The organism is Quyinboa ferrireducens (genome assembly GCF_042436675.1).
Classification (GTDB): domain Bacteria; phylum Bacteroidota; class Bacteroidia; order Bacteroidales; family UBA5342; genus JBHJHP01.
Genome location: NZ_JBHMVA010000001.1, coordinates 768,479 through 785,051, shown reverse-complemented (window position 1 = coordinate 785,051; position 16,573 = coordinate 768,479). Strand labels below are relative to the sequence as shown.

Below are 16,573 nucleotides of genomic sequence, written 5' to 3'. Positions count from 1 at the left end.
AACTTGAATACTCAACAGAATTATCCAATTAAAAGCGGATCATAGCATAAAAACAGAACCAAATGAAAACGATAAAAATCATTCTGATTATTCTGACTCTTTCCTCTCAAATAAGAGCACAGGAAACTCCCAAACCCGCAATTACACCCTACTGGGGATTTGGTCACTGGATATGGGAAGATCAGTTGCATACCTCAAATACTGTCAGGTACCTCATCGATGGCTACTCCAGGTACAATATTCCTGTAGATGCTGTCATTCTGGACAGCCCGTGGTCATCTGCCTATAATAATTTTGAATCAGATACCGCCCTTTATCCTGATTTTGAAAATATGCTTAATCACCTGCACAGCAAAAATATAAAACTGATTTTATGGTATACCGGATTTGTGAACAAGGAGTCACGGGAGGTTCCTTTAAACCAGTCCCCTCTATATGAACCAGCTGTAAACATGGGATATACGGTTAATAATGGAAGCCTGCACAGTTGGCATAAAGGAAAGGGCGCACACATTGATTTTACCAATCCTGAAGCAAAAGCCTGGTGGCACAAACAGGTGGATAAGATCTTAAAACAAGGCATTGATGGCTGGAAAGTAGATGTCAGCGCCGAATGGTTAGACGATAATGTATCAACTTCCATCGGCAATTTATCAAATAAAGAATTTAAATATTATCATTACCAGGATGCATTTGAATATGCCCGGTCCATAAACCCCGATTTTTTATGTTACACGTACGGACATGTGCATGTTAGAAATCGATATCTTGATATGGCACCTCAAAACTACTCTCACTGCCAGTGGACGGGTGACTTCACCGGAGATTTTAAGGGCCTGCTCAACCAGCTAAATTTCATCTACCTGTCAGCTCAAAAAGGATATGGAGCCCCTGCATGTGAAATAGGTGGATACTGGGGCAAGCCATCCGATAATAAATCCTTCATTCGCTATGCTCAACTGGCGAGCATGGTACCTGCCATGGTGAATGGTGGCCGGGATGGTGCCCTGGGACATCATTTACCATGGAATTACAGCGAAAAAACCATAACTATTTACAGGGACTACGTAAACCTGCACCGGAAACTTGCGCCCTATCTGTTCAGTACATCTGTAGAAGGACATCTGAAAGGCCACTCCATCATAACGGAATGCTCCAATAAGAACAATACTCATCTGCTTGGGGATGCCATTTTCGTAAAACCCATCACAACCGAAAATGATACCGTCAGTATTGTGTTCCCGGATGAGCACCAATGGATTAATTACTGGGACAGCAAGGAAGTATTTTCATCTTCAGATACAATTACAAAATATTATCCCATAGAAAAATATCCTGTTTTTATGAGGGCCGGGTCTATTATACCTGTCGCAAACAGTGATAAAAACAGTATTGAACTCCTGATCTATCCGGATGGTAAATCAGAATATGTTTTTCATAAACCGGCCGGAGAGGGCGTGGATTACACGGATATCCGGGTTACGATGAATGCGACAAAAGGGACATTAGAAATAAATTCACCAGATGCATACAATTTTCAGCTGAAGCTGATGTGCTTTGATGCCCCAAAATCTGTTTCAGGAGCCGACAGGTATCAGTATAATCCCGAAAGTTCTGAACTGTTACTGGAAAAGAACGGGAGCAACTTTAGAATTAAGATCAAAGGCTTAGCAGCCTATTAACATGATATACTGAGTGAGATGAATACATGTCAATTTAGTTTAAAAACACATACAGACAGATAAAATGTTTATACTTTTCTTGTTTTTAAGCAGCTAAATAAGTACTTTTATTTTTACTAAAGCGAACTGTAAAACAACCTGTTTACATTCCTGTAATTAGATATGTGTACTTTTATTCGGGATATCGTAACCATGCGGAATGAATAATAGGGATAAATTTAAAATGCTGACAAATGTTAAAGCTAAAATTAAGTTTAACAATCCTGTTCTTTTTATGTATGTATGTTAAGCCCATTCAAGCTCAGGAAAACGTTAATACTGCCGGAGGTATGGCAACCGGGAGTGGAGGATCTGCAAGCTATTCCATAGGACAGCTTACATGCCATACCCATGCAGGAACAAATGGTTCAATGGCAGAAGGTGTACAACAGCCATATGAAATTATGGTCGTAACGGAATTAAAAGAAGCTCAAAGCATAAACCTTACAATTTCAGCTTATCCAAATCCTGCAATTAACCATTTAACACTGGATGTTAAAGACTTTAAGCTTTCAAACATGCACTTTCAACTCTATGATATAAGTGGGAAACTTTTATTAAATGAAAAGATCACCAACACACAAACAAGCATTGATGTAAGTAAACTTGTTCCTGCTATTTATTTAGTAAAGGTATTTCAGGGGCAAAAGGAAGTGAAGACATTTAAAATAACAAAAAATTAAGACCAAAACGTAATGAAAAGATTATTAATCATTTTGACAGCCATCGTATTTACGGTAAGTGTGTTTGCTCAGCCACCCGAAAAGATGAGCTATCAGGCAGTAATCCGGGATGCAAATAACAATTTGTTACCAAACCAACCTGTTGGGATGCAAATAAGCATTATGCAGGAGTCTCCCGATGGTGCTGCAGTGTATGTTGAAACTCAAACGCCGACAACCAATGAAAATGGCTTAGTAAGTATCGAAGTAGGTACCGGTATGGTTGTAAGTGGTGGTTTTGCAAATGTTGATTGGGCAAAGGGACCATATTTCATTAAAACCGAAGCAGACCCCACTGGAGGAACTGATTATACCATTACAGGTACAAGCCAGTTGTTAAGCGTACCATATGCCTTGCATGCAAAAACTGCTGAAAGAATAACCGGGGATAATGCATTAGAAAATAAAGTTGCAGCGATGGAAAATATACTAATTAGTTTAGGACTTTATACTGTTACGGATATTGACAGCAACAATTACAATATGGTAATAATAGGCAAACAAATATGGATGGAAGAAAATCTGAGAGTAACAAGATATAACGACGGTGAACAAATTGAACTTGTCACAGACGGAACAGAATGGAGGTACCAGAATAAACCTGCCTACTGTTGGTATGATAATGACAGCACTGCAAATGCTAAACTATATGGTGCTTTATATAATTGGCATACTGTGAATACAGGAAAACTGTGTCCATTTGGATGGCATGTTCCATCAGAGGAAGAGTGGATAACATTGTTTGAATATCTGGGAGGAGATACAATAGCTGGAAGCAAGCTTAAAGAAACCGGTAACATTCACTGGACAACCGCAAATACTGATGCGACTAATGAAAGTAAATTTACGGCCTTACCCGGTGGATATCGCGCTGTTGATGGTAACTTCTACCATTTGGGTTTTAAAGGACATTGGTGGAGTTCAACCTCATCTTCTGATACCCATGCAATTAAAGTGGATGTTAATGCTGAAAATGGTGTTATTAACTCCGGTGGTGGTAATAAGTCTATGGGTGGAGTGTCTGTTCGTTGTATAAAGGATTAACGTAAATATTGATTTTACTAAGAATAAGCATTCTAAAAAACGAAACGCCAATAAACAGTCATAAAATATTTGGATTAATTTTCTTAGATTGCACTAATTATTAACTTATAAATCAATAATTATGAAACACCTAACTCTTCTATTAATTGTTTTGGCTTTGTCCAGTGCATCGTTTGCTAAAAATGCAGATTTTTCAGGAACCTGGAATATCGACAAATCGAAAAGCACTTTGAATGAACAGTTTAGCATGGCACCCAATCAGCTTATTCTGACTCAGGATAAGAATACATTAACGATTGAAAAACATTCTACATTTCGTGATCAGGATTTTACATTTACTGATAAGCTTACACTTGATGGGAAGGAATGCATTAACAAAGGCTTTCGTGATAGTGAAAAGAAATCAACAGCCGTATGGTCAGATGATTCAAAAACGTTGATTGTAACAACAAAAATACCGATGCAGGATGGTAATGAACTGACACTTGTGGAAACATACCAACTGGTGGATTCGAATTTACAGATCAATGTTAAAGCATCGTCGTCGTATGGCGAATCAGAAGAAACTTACGTTTTTGCTAAAGAGTAGACAGGACATTTTTAAAAGATATTCAATTTTATAACCATTTCTGATAACACGACCTGTCCCAACAAAGGAGGACAGGTCGTCGTTATAAAACGGAATAATATTTTACTACCACGAAACCATTCTTCGCAAGTTAGAAGTGATAAGTTTACAAGTAATAATGCCCTAAAAACCATAATAAAAATCACCATGCCCAGACTTAAACTCAATACATTCGTTTTATTAAGTACTGCAATACTTTTGTTGCTGTCTGTTTCCTGCGAAACGGATTCTGATTTTACCAGCATAAATGATAGCAGAGATTGGCAGTTAAATGACGATTTTTCACAAAAAGAGAAAAACCTGTTTGACACCCTTGACTTTAAGAAGGTAGCTAAATTCACTGAACCTGACAATCAGGAGTATCAAAGCATTACAGGTCACATCTCATTCTATCCAAACCCGTTATCTGATCATGGGAATCTGTCTTATCCCAATAAGAATATGATTCTGAACATCGTTATAGTGGATGAAATGTACAATATAAAAATGTCACATAGAAGTACTGCTAATTTGTTGGGGTTTGACTTTAGTTCCTACAAAAACGGATATTACCGGATGTACTATGTAGTACAGGATTCGTTGTTTTATATTGTTCATAAAGGTCATGGTGATATTAAAAAGGAATAATGGCTGATTTTTTTATATCTTAGTCAGTGAATTAAAGATATACCAGACAAACCAGTAAGAATGAACCTTAAAACCATTCACATATCCAACATGCCTGTTGAATGCCATATTCTTAAAGGCAGGCTTGAATCGGAAGGTATTGAGTGTTATATTTTTGATGAAAACCTGGTTTGGGTGCATCCATTCCGGTCCGTTGCCATAGGCGGGGTTAAGCTTAAGGTTCCCGAAGATCAGTACGATAAAGCGAAGCAGGTATTACAGGCTATTCAGGATGTGAACCTGGTGGATGAGACCGGAAGCTATGCCATGGAAGATGCTGTTAATGGCGCCATGGAAAAGGAGGATGAGATATTGCACATAAAATCCATTTTACGCCATGATCCCGAACTTCTGGATCAACCCGAAAAAATTGCAAGAAAACTGGTGACTGACACAGAACTGGCAGATCTTATCATCGCAGAAAAGCAGTTCCTAAAGCTATCGCATAAAGATAAGACCCCATCAATTGGGGAACTCATCCATGAACTGACCGACTTTAATTTTGATGTTCTGAAAAATCTAAGACCCAATCCAACGGAATATTATCTGGACAAGGAAGATGTAGAGAATTTTACACATCAAAAGAAGGATTTTGGTATCGTAAGTTGCCCGCATTGCGCATCAAAGAATGTACGTTTTGATGATGCCATCGATTATAAATGGGATATCCCTTACCTGTTTTTTTCACTGATTACCATGGTGCCCTTTCCTCCCATCAGACATAAATACCACTGCTTTAACTGTGGAAAAGATTTTAAAGTCAAACATCAACAACCTGATCATAACCAAAATCAAGACAAATGAGAAAAGCGTTTTATCTGATTCTTTTAATGGCAATATTCACTTTGAGTTCATGTTCGTTACAACAGGTTCCCTCTTCTGCTATACCGGCAGTACCTGAGGAAGATCTTGTTTCCCGTTCCATGTTTAACAGTCCTGAAAGAACAATATCAGAAGACGATATTCAACGACTTCTGAACGGAAAGATCAAATTTGGAGATTCACTTAGAATAGCCATTTTTAATTATCAGGCTGAGGGAGAAAGATTATCACATGGCAGACCATATTATTATTACAGAACTGATGAAGAGTATCTCAAAACCCAACAGGGGTATATCGAAACATTAAAACAAAAGTTAACCACATCCGAAAAAACGGCTAAGGTCATTTTGATGCCCTCAATTATGGCAGACCGCCAGTCGTCTATCACTAATCTTCGCGAAACAGCCATAAGATTACAGGCTGATTTATTGCTTGTTTATTCCATTAGTAGTGATATTTATTACAAATACAGATCTTTCAGTGCCGATGAGGTGAAAGCATTTGCCAGTGTGGAAGCATTTCTAATGGATACGCGGACAGGAGTTATTCCATTTACTACCATAACAACACGTGAAAGTTACGGCAAAAAAACATCAGGTGACTATACGATGGAAGAACTGCGCAACAATACAGAAAAAGAGGCTGTTCTCAAAGCCCTAAGGGTACTGGGAACTGAAATATATACCTATCTGAAGGAAACAGAATAAAGAAAAGTAACTATATATCCTCTCAAATATTAGCTCAATGACATATCTTGCCACATTCATAAAATATTTATTTTTATTCAATAATTAAAACAAACCATTTAAAATGAAAAAAATAACCTTATTCATTTTCCTGTTTACTGTTAGTATCTCATTAACATATGCACAAACAGACAGGGATTCAATATCAGCACATAAAGTTACTGGTGGTTATGAGTTTTACAAATCAAATATAAAACTCACAATGCCACAATTAGTTACGGCTTTAAAACCGAATGATGCAGCTTATAAACAAATTCAATCAGCCCGTGCCAACAGTGCAATCGCAGGTATATTGGGTGGTGTTGGTGGTTTTTTGGTAGGTTATCCCTTAGGCACTGCATTAGCCGGAGGAGATCCAAACTGGACCATGGCAGGTGTGGGTGCTGGTTTGGTTGTGATATCAATACCTATAAGCATAAGTTCCAACAAAAAGGTTAGACAGGCAGTTGACACTTACAATGAAGATTTACGAACAAGTTCAACCCATTACGAAACAGAGTTAAGGTTTTCAATGACACAAAATGGAATTGGACTTAAATTCAGGTTTTAGGTTCTGAAAAGTCCTTAAAAAAGGGGTTGAATTTTGCACGTTGTAAAAACACCTGATATGTTGAATTAAAGCAAATCAGTTAGAATACTAGTAATCATTTCACAATAAATGACTTAATCTACATTAAAATATTTAATGAACCAATCAATAATTATTCATAAGCAACATAAAGTACCAGAGAAGGTAAAGGATTTTATCATGATCATGTTGCATAACAAAAAACTCAGTATCCATGGTTAAAACACTAACTCTGCTCATTAGTTTAGCAATTTTAAGCAGTTCTGTTTACGCACAAATTGAAAAAAGTACCATAACATTAAATGGTTCCATTTTTGGTAATATCGGAACAACTCAAATTGAATCCAATTCATCATACCTGTCCTATTCTTTGGGTTTTAATCCCGGAGTTGGATATTTTATTGTCGATAATTTTGAAGTTATTCTCACACCCAAACTGGTCATATCAAATACTGAATATTCAGGATCAGCATATAATGGATTAAATCTAGCTTTCGGCGCCGGAGTCAATAAATATTTCGGATCAAAACCATTATTACCATATGTGGGTGTTATGATAAGCCGTGGAAACGAAAGGTCTGATTGGGGTGGAACACCTCTCTCTGTGACGATTATAACACAAGGTGATTTGGAAGCCGGACTCGCCTATTTTATTAATGAATCAGTATGTATAAAGTGTAGCCTGAATTACACCCATTCAAACAGCAAATACATTCGGGATTATGGCGGGGATGACTCTACCAGCAGCATAACAAAAAGAAATAATATTAACATCGGACTTGGTTTTGGCTTCTTCCTTTAATTGTTTTTGAGGTTTTAATCCTGTAACTTTTCATAAAAAACCACTCATCTGCATAAATCAATCGCCTAAAAAAAATAAATTTGCAGTTATTGTGTTATTATGTAAGTAAATCGTTAACATTCATCAATTTTGAACCGTAATTTTAAGACCCACATATACTTTCTTCTGGCGTTAATCTTGATTGCTGCCGGGTGTTCTACCTCGCGTAACACCAGGCTTTCGCGTACATACCATGAAATGACCTCACGTTACAATGTATACTTTAACGGAAATGAGGCATTTCAAAAAGGTGTAAAACGTATAGAAGATGGTCTTCAGGATGATTATTCACAAATCCTTCCGCTTTTTCCGTACAGTGTGCACAGCAACCTTGGAAAATCAGATAAGGAAATGGATTATGCCATTGAAAAAGCAAAAAAACTCATCAAAAAGCATTCTATCAGGAGCAAACCAAAGTTCAAATCAACACGGTCAAACGACAAGGCATATGTAGAGTGGTTCCGCCAGGAGGAATTCAACAGCATGGTTAAAGATGCTTATATGCTGATGGGGAAAGCGCACTTTTATAAAGGTGAATTTCTTGAATCCATCGGCATTTTCAATTACATCCGTCGCCATTTCTCAACTCAGGAAGTCAGGTACGAAGCAGAGCTATGGATGGCAAGTGCCTATACCGAAATGGGATGGTACTACGAAGCTGAAGATATATTGAAGAAAGCCAACGACGATAATTTCCCAATCCGTCTGTCAGGAGAGTTTGCAGCAATTTCTGCAGATCTGGCCTTAAAACGGGAACAGTATAAGGACGCTATTCCCTACCTGAAAGAGGCCATAGCAGAACAAAAAGATAAAAAAATTAAACGTCGTTATTTGTACATTCTGGCGCAGTTATATCAGAAATCGGAAAACTTCGAAAATGCTGTGGCAACTTACAACCAGGTGCTGAAAATGAGTCCGCCATACGAAATGGAGTTCAATGCAAGGATACGCCTTACTGAAGTATTTCAGGGGAAAGGCAATGCTGAAGGCATTAAGAAGGAATTGCGTAAGATGATCAGGGATGAAAAAAATCAGGAATACCTCGATCAGATCTACTATGCAATTGCTAATCTTGAACTTTCTCAGAATAACGTGGAAGCCGCAATAGAAAATTATGAGCTGTCTGTTGAAAACAGCACGAAGAATAATGTTCAGAAAGGATTATCGCAACTTACGCTGGCCAATATTTATTTCGATCGTGGTGAATACCGTTTGGCACAGCCGCATTATGCCGGTGCGGCAACAGCTTTTGGAGATGAATATCCGGGTGTACGGAATATCCGTAACCTGGCCAATGTTTTGAACCAGATGGCAGAATATTTCGAAGTAATAGAATACCAGGACAGTATGCAGATGGTGGCCTCTTTAACACCACAACAACAGAATGTATTGATAGACGGCATTATTGAAAAAGTTAAAGCAGATGAGAAACGGGCCGCTGAAGCTGCCGCAAAAGGTGAATCCATCCTCAATCTTCCGGGTCAGAGCGACTGGTACTTTTATAATCCACAGCTTGTACAAAGAGGACGCGAAGAATTCCAGCGAATATGGGGCAACCGTAAGCTTGAGGATAACTGGCGAAGAAGTGTAAAAATGGACACTGGTTTTGGGAATATGGCCCAGGATCAGGATACAGAGGAAGATACGGCACAGGTTATGGATAACAAAACCCGGGAATTCTACCTGCAGAATATTCCGTCATCTGAACAGGAAATAAAAGCGTCAAACAATAAAATAGCCATGGCCCTGTTTGGCTTGGGCGAAGTTTTCAGGGTCAACCTGAACGATTATGACAAGGCTATTGATTATTACAACCAACTGATCAGCAAGTTCCCGAAACACGAGAAGGTACTGGATGCCTATTTCGGACTCTACCAGTGTTATGAGAAGAAGGATGACGTTGCGCAGGCAGAAGTCTATAAGCAAAAAATTATTGATGAATTCCCGAACAGCCGGTATGCAACCATTTTGTCTGACCCGGATTACATGAAGAAACTGGAACTGGCGAAACAGGAACAGGACTCTTTATATGAGGCCTCTTACAAAGCCTACATGGACGGAGATTTCAATGCAGTAACTTATAACTACCGTCAGATTATTGAGAAATATCCGGATACCGAACTGAAGCCAAACTTTATGTTTCTGAATGCACTCATCACAGGATCGAATCAGGATTCTGCTGAGGTATTCCGTAAACAGCTTACGGAGCTGCGCACACAGTATCCTGAAGAACGTGTATCGGAACAGGCTAAAAATATTCTGGCACAGCTTGATGCAGGCAAAAAATTGTCGGGTACCGGCGCTACTCCCGGATCGTTACTGAAAAAACGCGATGAACTTCTGGAGCAACTGGGGATGGAAGCATTCGTGGATACCACAGCTGTATTAAACGAAACCGGCGAACGTTCGTTATATACTTATGACGAAGATGCGCTTTACTACTTTGTAATGCTCATTCCTTCGGGCAGGGTAAATGAGAACCAGTTCCTTTACGAAGTGGCACGGTTCAACTTTACCAAGTTTCTGATCAAGGATTTTGATCTGTCGTGGCTCAGCTATAACCAGGATACCACCATACTTATCATTAACGGATTCAATGGTCTGGACGAAAGTTTGTGGTACCAGCGTACATTTATCCTGGATCAGTCATTATACGAGATCCTGAGTGCCATCCCGTATGAACGTATGGTTATTTCGGACCGTAACTTCAGGGCATTGGTAACCACTAGGGATCTGGAGGAATATGAGCGGTTTTATGACAGATTCATAAAACCAAAGGAAGGAACCATACAGGATCCTTTTAAAAAGGATGAGCCGGATAATGAACCACCCGGAAAAGCGTTAAATAACTGAACGCACTAAAACAAAAGGAATACTATGGATGATATAAAGATTTTGTGGGCTGATGATGAAATGGACCTGCTTAAACCTCATGTGATGTTTCTGCAGGGCAGAAATTACGAAGTTGTAACCGTTCTTAGTGGCGATGAAGCCATTGAAGCGTGTAAAAAACAAAGCTTTGACATCATCTTTCTGGATGAAAATATGCCGGGAATGACCGGACTGGAAGCACTGGAGACTATAAAAAATATTGATCCGGGTGTACCTGTAGTGATGGTGACCAAGAGCGAGGAAGAAAACATTATGGATGAAGCCATTGGTGGTAATATTGCCGACTATCTGATTAAGCCGGTGAACCCAAACCAGATGCTCCTTTCCATTAAAAAGAATGTGCAGTCGCGCGAAATACGGAGCCGCAAGGTGACCTCTGATTACCAGTCCACTTTTACTCAACTGAGCCTGGAGATTAACGATTCCATGGACTGGGAAGACTGGATGAAAGTGTATGAGAAACTGGTATTCTGGGAGCTGGAACTTGACGGCACCAATAATCCGATGAAGGAGGTACTACAGATGCAGCAAAACGAAGCCAATCATTCATTTTGTAAATTCATCAGTAAAAACTATGTTTCGTGGTTTACCAACAGGCCTGAAGATAAACCGATGATGAGTCCTGACCTGTTTAAAGACCGAATTTTTCCGCTGCTCGATAAAGGTGAAAAAGTATTTCTGATTGTAATTGACAATCTGCGCTACGATCAGTGGAGAGATATCAAGACCATTCTCAGTGAGTATTACTCCTTCGATTCAGAAGAACTTTACTACAGTATTCTGCCCACTGCTACGCAGTATGCACGAAATGCAATTTTCTCCGGTTTAATGCCGGAACAAATCAAAAAGATGTTTCCGGATTACTGGGTGGACGAGGACGAAGAAGAAAGCAAAAATAATTATGAAGATGAGCTACTGGGCACACAGATAGAGCGGTTCAGAAAGAAATATACACACTCATACAACAAGATTTTTGATACCGCCGCCGGAGGAAAGCTGGTGGAGCAGATCCCTAATCTTTTACATAACGATATCAATACAATTGTGCTCAACTTTGTGGATATGCTGTCGCATTCCCGAACAGAATCAAAAACCATACGCGAACTGGCTTCTGATGAAGCGGCCTATCGCTCACTGGCGATTTCGTGGTTCAAGCACTCCTCTACCATTGAAATTTTCAAGACACTGGCAGAAAAGAACTGCAAAGTGATTGTGACAACAGACCATGGAACCATCCGTGTGAAAAACCCGATTAAGGTGGTTGGTGATCGCAATACCAACACCAATCTTCGTTATAAGGTTGGTAAAAACCTGGGGTATGACCGAAAGGAAGTGTTCGACATCAATCGACCGGATCAGATCGCATTGCCATCCATTAATGTGAGCTCAAAATATATTTTTGCCTATTACAACGATTTTTTTGCCTACCCCAACAATTACAATCATTACGTGAATTATTATCGCGATACGTTCCAGCATGGCGGAATATCCATGGAAGAGATGATTGTTCCGTTTGTGGTTATGAGTCCAAAAAAATAATTTATGGAGCTGAAAATTGATTCCCTTAAAGATATTGACCGTGTTGCCGGAGAATTTGTAAACTCTATCGGTAACAACCATGTTATGGCATTTTATGGTAAAATGGGTGCCGGGAAAACAACTTTTATAAAAGCGCTTTGCAGGCAGCTGCATGTTGTGGATCAGGTAAACAGTCCAACGTTTGCCATTGTAAATGATTATGAAACAGATAACAGTTCCCATATCTTCCATTTTGATTTTTATCGCATTAAAAACCTTGAGGAAGCTTATGACTTTGGGTACGAAGATTATTTTTACAGTGGAAACCTTTGCTTTATAGAATGGCCGGAACTGGTGGAACCTATTTTACCTGAAAATACCCTTGCAGTAACTGTACAGGTCAACGAAGACGGATCACGGAGCGTAATTTTTTGAACTGAATTATGAAACAATACATCCTGATACTTTTTACTTTTTTTCTTCTTTTTTCATGTAAGAACACGAATAAACAAGCTGAATCTTCGGATGTGGTTCCTGAAGACACCATTCCTGTTGTGATCAACCGTGAATACGGTCTGCCGGTAGATTCTTTTATTGTGACTCATGATCGTGTTAAACGCAACCAGTTTCTGAGTAATATTCTCAGTGGCTATGGCGTAAGCTATCAAACCATTGATAAACTGGCCCGCAGTTACCGCGACGTGTTTGATGTTAGGAAAATTAAGGTCGGAAATAAATATACAGTATTTCAAACGCTTGATTCAGTTCCGCAGATTGCTTATTTCGTATATGAAAAGACTGAATCAGATTATGTGGTTTATGATTTCAGGGATGGGGTTCAGATTTATACCGGACAAAAACCGATAATTACAGAACGAAAAATAGCTACCGGAGTAGTAAATACGTCCCTTTGGAATACGATGGTGGATAACGGGTATAATCCAATGCTGGCAGTGGAACTTTCGGATATCTATGCCTGGACCATAGATTTCTTTGGCATCGAAAAAGGGGACAGGTTTCGGGTGATATATGACGAGGATTATGTGGATTCCACCTCGCTCGGAATATCGAAGATCATTGCAGCCGAATTTGTAAACCGTGGAGATCATTTCTTAGCTATTCCATTTGAACAGGATAGCACAGTCAGTTTTTATGATGAAGATGGAAACAGTCTGAGGAAAGCCTTTTTAAAAGCACCACTTAAATATTTTTCACGTATTAGTTCAGGATACTCGTTACGGCGCTGGCATCCGGTTTTAAAATACTACCGCGCACACCAGGGCATCGATTATGCAGCTCCAACAGGAACACCGGTTCTTAGCATTGGTGACGGAACCATTACTAAACGTGGATACCAGAAAAACGGAGGGGGCAATTACCTCTATGTAAAACATAATTCGGTATACACAACCGTATATATGCACCTGAAAAAGTTTGCTAACGGGATGTATGTAGGTACACGTGTCAAACAGGGTCAGGTAATTGGTTATGTTGGAATGACCGGACTGGCCAGTGGACCTCACCTCGATTTTCGTGTGATTAAAAACGGGAAACTGATGAATCCGCTGAAAGTAAAAGCACCTCCTGTCAAGCCAATTCTTGAAGCCAACAGGGATAGCTTTAATGTGGTGAAGAAAAATACCATTGATATGCTCAAGGCAATTGATTGGAATAAACCTGAGAAAGAAGAATAAAAATTAACGCCTGGTTTATTAAAAAAGCCACCTGAATTGAGACAGATGGCTTTTTAGGTAGGAGAGATAGAACAACTATTTTTCTTTGCTGTACGGCCAGGCCATAATTCCGCCCTCCAGTACCTTCACGTTTTTATAACCATGAGCCTTCAAAAGAACGGCAGCCTCATAGCCACGCAAAGAAATTTTGCAATAGGTTATGATTTCTGTGTTTTTATCTTCAGGAATTTCATTCAGTCTTTTTCTAAGCATTCCGATAGGTATCAACGTTTCGCCGATTCCAAGACGGGTTTGCTCATATTCGTCAGCACCACGGGCATCCAGAATAAACAGCTTATCTTCCCTGTCAAGTTTTTCCTTCAATTCCATAGCAGATATCCCATCGAAGATCCCTTCCATTTTATTTGTTAAAAGATGCGCTGTTGCAATGCTGTGATCTATAGCCAATGAGAACGGAGGGGCATAAGGGAAATCAGCATTTATCATATCATAAACAGACAGATTACCCTTTATGGCTGTTGCCCATATGGCCAGTTGTTTACTCACATCACCGGGACCTACACACTGAGCACCAAGAACTTTCCCTGTTTCCTTTTCTGCAACAAGCTTAGTTACCAAAAGTTTCCCATCCATAAAACCGGGCTTATCGGGACTTGCATTAATTACCTTCACATAATCAATACCAGCTTCTTTTGCTTTCGTTTCCGACAAGCCTGTAATCCCAATACCATAATCGAATAACTTACATACACCTGTCTGAATAGTACCCGGAAACTTCTTTTTATTTCCGCATATCACATTTTCGCCAACCACTCTTCCTTCAAGGTTTGCAAGATCACCATAAGGTGCCAGAACTTTTTTACCGGTAATAATATTTGTTATCTCGCAACAGTCACCTGCTGCATAAATATCCGGATCAGAGGTCTGCATATATTCATTCACAGATATGCCACCCAGTGAACCGATTTCCAAACCAGCTTCTTTAGCCAGTTTTACGTTGGGTCTGACCCCAATAGCTACAACAGCCAGTTCACAGGGAATTTCTGTTCCGTTCTGCAGTTTTACCCCGGTAAGCTTTCCGTTTTCACCAATGAATTCTGCCACCCCGTTTTTGGTGATCACGTTGGCTTTAGTCTTAAGATAATTCTCCACCAGTTTAGCCATTTTCCAATCGAGGAAAGTCAGTAACTGCGGTAACAGCTCAACCATCGTAAGCTCTATTCCTGCAAGGTTCAGTGCTTCCAGTGTTTCTATACCTATAAGGCCACCACCGATGACCACAGCCTTTTTCACCTTTCCTTCATCACGGATCTTTCTCAGATAATCAGCATCCATCATGGACTGCAATATGGTAATCCCTTCGAGATCAGTACCCTTAACAGGCGGCATATTGGCAGTTGCACCAGTAGTTATCACCAGTTTATCATACTGCTGACAATCTTTTTCCCCAGTAATCAAATCTGTGTATTCCACACATTTCCTGTTTCTGTCGATGCCGGTTACTTCGGTATTTACTTTTGCCACAATACCCTTGGCATTCCAGTAAAATTTCGGATCACGAACCACGCCGGTTGGTGTGCATAAAAGTTTGTTTCTGTCGTCGAAAAAGCCCCCAACATAATACGGGAAGCCACAAGAGGCCATGGACAAATCAGGTGCCTTTTGGATCATGGTAATTTCTGCAAACTCATCCATTCTGCGGGCTTTTGCAGCTGCTTTAGGACCCGCTGCCGAACCTCCAATTACAATAATTTTTTTACTCATTTTCTTTTTGGTCATTAATGGTTAGTTTTATATCATGCGTTGTTTTAACCTATAAAAGCAGGCTTTAGTGCGTCTTTAACAAAATGCGGCAGACGAACCGGTTGGCGGTTGGCTTTATTTACAAATACTACTGTGGATACCGCAGTACATACCAATTCGTTTTTACCATTTTTGATCTCAAATTCAAAGTGCAACTTTACTTCGGGGAAGTTCCTGACTGTAGTGGTTATGGTCAGAACCTCATCATACCGGGCAGGTTTTTTATACGTTATTTGAAAGTTGATCACTGGGATCATCACATTATTCTCTTCCAACACACTGTCGTTAATGCCATATTGCCTCAACAATTCCGTCCTCGCTTCGTGGCAAAAGCTTACATAATTGGCATGATAAACATATCCCATTTGATCCACTTCTCCGTAACGGGGTCTTAACTTATACTCAGCGCTTATCATTTGTAGACGTATATATTCTCTAAATGCAATAATCACACATAAAGCAGACGATTTTTCAGTACTCCTGATTATACATTTATTTATGCATTGCGCCTATTCCCTAATCTTCCCACTCTTTTAGAATCATTGGCACATCCCAATCCGTTTCTGTGTTGAGTCATCCTCTTAGCTCCTGATCCCTGATCTGCTTCTCTATCAATCAGATCATCTGATGAAGTGTTGCGGCTTTTACACCTTCCCATTCCCCGACCTGTTCCGGAACCTTTCCCTTCCGGGCCTTTTCCATTTAATCCTGGCATGTCTACCTCCCTTTAAATACAATTACATTATGAGAATATTCTCACTACAAATATATCGAGAATATTCTCATAAATGAAAATTTTTAACACGCATTTTTGTCAAATTGTTATTACGCTATTTTTAGGGCTGCAAAGCAGGTAAAAAAAACCGCCCGTTTTTAAAACGGACGGTTCAAGAAGTAAGAAGATTCTG

Annotated in this window: 16 protein-coding genes; 13 read left to right on the top strand and 3 right to left on the bottom strand. The window is 39.5% G+C overall.

The features are described from left to right. The first annotated feature begins 62 nt into the window (after positions 1-62). The 13 genes from ACE01N_RS02955 (at position 63) to ACE01N_RS02895 (ending at position 13,862) form a co-directional block, all read left to right on the top strand. Positions 63-1,682 (top strand): TIM-barrel domain-containing protein, encoded by a 1,620-nt coding sequence (locus tag ACE01N_RS02955; RefSeq protein WP_380584650.1) that lies wholly within the window; start codon positions 63-65, stop codon positions 1,680-1,682. Positions 1,683-1,915: 233 nt separating this feature from the next. Then, positions 1,916-2,404 carry a T9SS type A sorting domain-containing protein gene (locus ACE01N_RS02950; RefSeq protein ID WP_380584648.1) on the top strand — a complete coding sequence of 163 codons (489 nt, stop codon included), beginning with the start codon at positions 1,916-1,918 and terminating at the stop codon, positions 2,402-2,404. A 12-nt stretch (positions 2,405-2,416) separates the two neighbouring features. Beyond that, positions 2,417-3,487, top strand: a complete 1,071-nt coding sequence (locus ACE01N_RS02945) for a fibrobacter succinogenes major paralogous domain-containing protein (RefSeq protein WP_380584646.1) — start codon at positions 2,417-2,419, stop codon at positions 3,485-3,487. A 121-nt stretch (positions 3,488-3,608) separates the two neighbouring features. Beyond that, complete coding sequence (locus tag ACE01N_RS02940) at positions 3,609-4,076, top strand: lipocalin/fatty acid-binding family protein (RefSeq protein WP_380584644.1); 468 nt, start codon at positions 3,609-3,611, stop codon at positions 4,074-4,076. A 186-nt stretch (positions 4,077-4,262) separates the two neighbouring features. Further along, on the top strand, positions 4,263-4,742 hold the full coding sequence (locus ACE01N_RS02935; protein ID WP_380584642.1) for a hypothetical protein: 480 nt from the start codon (positions 4,263-4,265) through the stop codon (positions 4,740-4,742). Positions 4,743-4,802: 60 nt separating this feature from the next. Next, positions 4,803-5,585 (top strand): putative signal transducing protein, encoded by a 783-nt coding sequence (locus ACE01N_RS02930; protein WP_380584640.1) that lies wholly within the window; start codon positions 4,803-4,805, stop codon positions 5,583-5,585. Next, entirely contained in the window at positions 5,582-6,310 is a 729-nt protein-coding gene (locus tag ACE01N_RS02925) for a hypothetical protein (RefSeq protein WP_380584638.1), read from the top strand. Before ACE01N_RS02930 ends, ACE01N_RS02925 begins: the two co-directional genes overlap by 4 nt. Before the next feature lie 103 nt (positions 6,311-6,413). Further along, positions 6,414-6,899 carry a hypothetical protein gene (locus ACE01N_RS02920; protein WP_380584636.1) on the top strand — a complete coding sequence of 162 codons (486 nt, stop codon included), beginning with the start codon at positions 6,414-6,416 and terminating at the stop codon, positions 6,897-6,899. A gap of 232 nt (positions 6,900-7,131) precedes the next feature. After that, positions 7,132-7,719 (top strand): outer membrane beta-barrel protein, encoded by a 588-nt coding sequence (locus tag ACE01N_RS02915; RefSeq protein WP_380584634.1) that lies wholly within the window; start codon positions 7,132-7,134, stop codon positions 7,717-7,719. A 129-nt stretch (positions 7,720-7,848) separates the two neighbouring features. Further along, positions 7,849-10,611, top strand: a complete 2,763-nt coding sequence (porW, locus tag ACE01N_RS02910) for a type IX secretion system periplasmic lipoprotein PorW/SprE (protein ID WP_473965029.1) — start codon at positions 7,849-7,851, stop codon at positions 10,609-10,611. A 24-nt stretch (positions 10,612-10,635) separates the two neighbouring features. Further along, entirely contained in the window at positions 10,636-12,189 is a 1,554-nt protein-coding gene (porX, locus tag ACE01N_RS02905) for a T9SS response regulator signal transducer PorX (protein ID WP_380584630.1), read from the top strand. A 3-nt stretch (positions 12,190-12,192) separates the two neighbouring features. Further along, positions 12,193-12,603 (top strand): tRNA (adenosine(37)-N6)-threonylcarbamoyltransferase complex ATPase subunit type 1 TsaE, encoded by a 411-nt coding sequence (gene tsaE, locus ACE01N_RS02900; RefSeq protein ID WP_380584628.1) that lies wholly within the window; start codon positions 12,193-12,195, stop codon positions 12,601-12,603. Positions 12,604-12,611: 8 nt separating this feature from the next. Further along, a complete protein-coding gene (locus tag ACE01N_RS02895) occupies positions 12,612-13,862 on the top strand; it encodes a M23 family metallopeptidase (protein ID WP_380584626.1) in 1,251 nt (416 codons plus the stop codon). Positions 13,863-13,937: 75 nt separating this feature from the next. On the opposite strand, the gene ACE01N_RS02890 is transcribed toward ACE01N_RS02895, so the two are convergent. The 3 genes from ACE01N_RS02890 to ACE01N_RS02880 form a co-directional block, all read right to left on the bottom strand. Next, positions 13,938-15,641, bottom strand: coding sequence for an FAD-dependent oxidoreductase (locus ACE01N_RS02890; RefSeq protein WP_380584625.1), 1,704 nt, complete (start codon positions 15,639-15,641; stop codon positions 13,938-13,940). Positions 15,642-15,670: 29 nt separating this feature from the next. Next, positions 15,671-16,081, bottom strand: coding sequence for an acyl-CoA thioesterase (locus tag ACE01N_RS02885; RefSeq protein ID WP_380584623.1), 411 nt, complete (start codon positions 16,079-16,081; stop codon positions 15,671-15,673). An 80-nt stretch (positions 16,082-16,161) separates the two neighbouring features. After that, complete coding sequence (locus ACE01N_RS02880) at positions 16,162-16,380, bottom strand: DUF5320 domain-containing protein (protein WP_380584621.1); 219 nt, start codon at positions 16,378-16,380, stop codon at positions 16,162-16,164. Between the last annotated feature and the right edge of the window lie 193 nt (positions 16,381-16,573).

Excerpts from the sequence above, each read along its gene's own strand:
- ACE01N_RS02955 (WP_380584650.1), top strand. The coding sequence starts at position 63 with ATGAAAACGATAAAAATCATTCTGATTATTCTGACTCTTTCCTCTCAA.
- ACE01N_RS02950 (WP_380584648.1), top strand. The coding sequence starts at position 1,916 with ATGTTAAAGCTAAAATTAAGTTTAACAATCCTGTTCTTTTTATGTATG.
- ACE01N_RS02945 (WP_380584646.1), top strand. The coding sequence starts at position 2,417 with ATGAAAAGATTATTAATCATTTTGACAGCCATCGTATTTACGGTAAGT.
- ACE01N_RS02940 (WP_380584644.1), top strand. The coding sequence starts at position 3,609 with ATGAAACACCTAACTCTTCTATTAATTGTTTTGGCTTTGTCCAGTGCA.
- ACE01N_RS02935 (WP_380584642.1), top strand. The coding sequence starts at position 4,263 with ATGCCCAGACTTAAACTCAATACATTCGTTTTATTAAGTACTGCAATA.
- ACE01N_RS02930 (WP_380584640.1), top strand. The coding sequence starts at position 4,803 with ATGAACCTTAAAACCATTCACATATCCAACATGCCTGTTGAATGCCAT.
- ACE01N_RS02925 (WP_380584638.1), top strand. The coding sequence starts at position 5,582 with ATGAGAAAAGCGTTTTATCTGATTCTTTTAATGGCAATATTCACTTTG.
- ACE01N_RS02920 (WP_380584636.1), top strand. The coding sequence starts at position 6,414 with ATGAAAAAAATAACCTTATTCATTTTCCTGTTTACTGTTAGTATCTCA.
- ACE01N_RS02915 (WP_380584634.1), top strand. The coding sequence starts at position 7,132 with ATGGTTAAAACACTAACTCTGCTCATTAGTTTAGCAATTTTAAGCAGT.
- porX (WP_380584630.1), top strand. The coding sequence starts at position 10,636 with ATGGATGATATAAAGATTTTGTGGGCTGATGATGAAATGGACCTGCTT.
- tsaE (WP_380584628.1), top strand. The coding sequence starts at position 12,193 with ATGGAGCTGAAAATTGATTCCCTTAAAGATATTGACCGTGTTGCCGGA.
- ACE01N_RS02895 (WP_380584626.1), top strand. The coding sequence starts at position 12,612 with ATGAAACAATACATCCTGATACTTTTTACTTTTTTTCTTCTTTTTTCA.
- ACE01N_RS02890 (WP_380584625.1), bottom strand. The coding sequence starts at position 15,641 with ATGACCAAAAAGAAAATGAGTAAAAAAATTATTGTAATTGGAGGTTCG.
- ACE01N_RS02885 (WP_380584623.1), bottom strand. The coding sequence starts at position 16,081 with ATGATAAGCGCTGAGTATAAGTTAAGACCCCGTTACGGAGAAGTGGAT.
- ACE01N_RS02880 (WP_380584621.1), bottom strand. The coding sequence starts at position 16,380 with ATGCCAGGATTAAATGGAAAAGGCCCGGAAGGGAAAGGTTCCGGAACA.